The organism is Methanogenium cariaci JCM 10550 (genome assembly GCF_001315945.1).
GTDB classification, from domain to species: Archaea; Halobacteriota; Methanomicrobia; order Methanomicrobiales; family Methanomicrobiaceae; genus Methanogenium; species Methanogenium cariaci.
In genome coordinates, this window is record NZ_BBBG01000051.1 from 1 (window position 1) to 928 (window position 928).

At 56.5% G+C, this 928-nt stretch carries 1 protein-coding gene; it reads right to left on the reverse strand.

The window, feature by feature from the left end; genetic code table 11:
* Positions 1 to 146 precede the first annotated feature (146 nt).
* Positions 147 to 928, reverse strand: a 782-nt coding sequence (locus JCM10550_RS16495) for a nitrous oxide reductase family maturation protein NosD (protein ID WP_218185279.1), incomplete at its 5' end; no start/stop codon positions are given.

Consider the following 928-nt stretch of genomic DNA (forward strand, 5'->3'; position numbering starts at 1 on the left):
GGCCATGCTCTCTTCGTACTGGTCATAGCCTGAGGCAGAGAACTGCCATTCCTCATTTTCTTCGAGTTCGGCTGCTTCAGGAGTGATGGTGATCACGGTGACAACCGGTGCGGCCTTCTGTATGACGTTGGTGTTCCATTCACCCATCAGGGGGGGTATTCGTCTTTGTAGGTGCCGTATGACATCGGCGTGTCGCCGATGCCGTCGCCGTTTCCGTCTTCACCAGAGTATCCGGTGTAGTAGTTGCCGACATAGCCGGTGAATTCGGTGTCGCCGTAGGTGTAGGTGACCTCTTCAGGAGAGTGGAAGATGTTACCGTACTTGATCTCAACGGTGCCGTCGAAGGTGTTGGCCCAGATGATGTTGTCATGGGGGGGAGTATCCTTTATGCAGATCTCGCCATCTTCGTTGTTTCTGCAGGTGTTGTTGTAGACGGTGTTGCCGCTGACCTGGTCCCGGAGGCTGATACCGCGTCTGGTGTTGTCATGGCAGTAGTTCTCTTCGACAATGTTGCCGGTGGCGGTCTCCTCTACCGCGTTTCCGATGTGGATACCGTTGTAGCAGTTGGCACAGTCATTGTAGCGCACTTCGCAGTCATCGAAGTCAACGATCTCGATACCGGCGACATGCTCGTTGGTCAGTCCTCTGACGGAGAAGCCTTCGATGATGATGCCGTCGGCATTGAGATCGAATACCGGAGCGTCCGCTGAGGTGGCGGTCACGGTAACCGCATCGGAACCATCCTCGGACCGGATGGTGAGCTGTTTGTCAACCAGCACATTCTCGGTGTAGGCGCCGGCCTTCACCACGATGGTGTCACCGGCATATGCGGCGATCACCGCCGCCTGGATGGTCTGGAAGTCTGCCCCCGCCATCGTCATCGACATACAGGGTCTCCGGCTCATGCGGCAGCACGAGCGGATAGTTT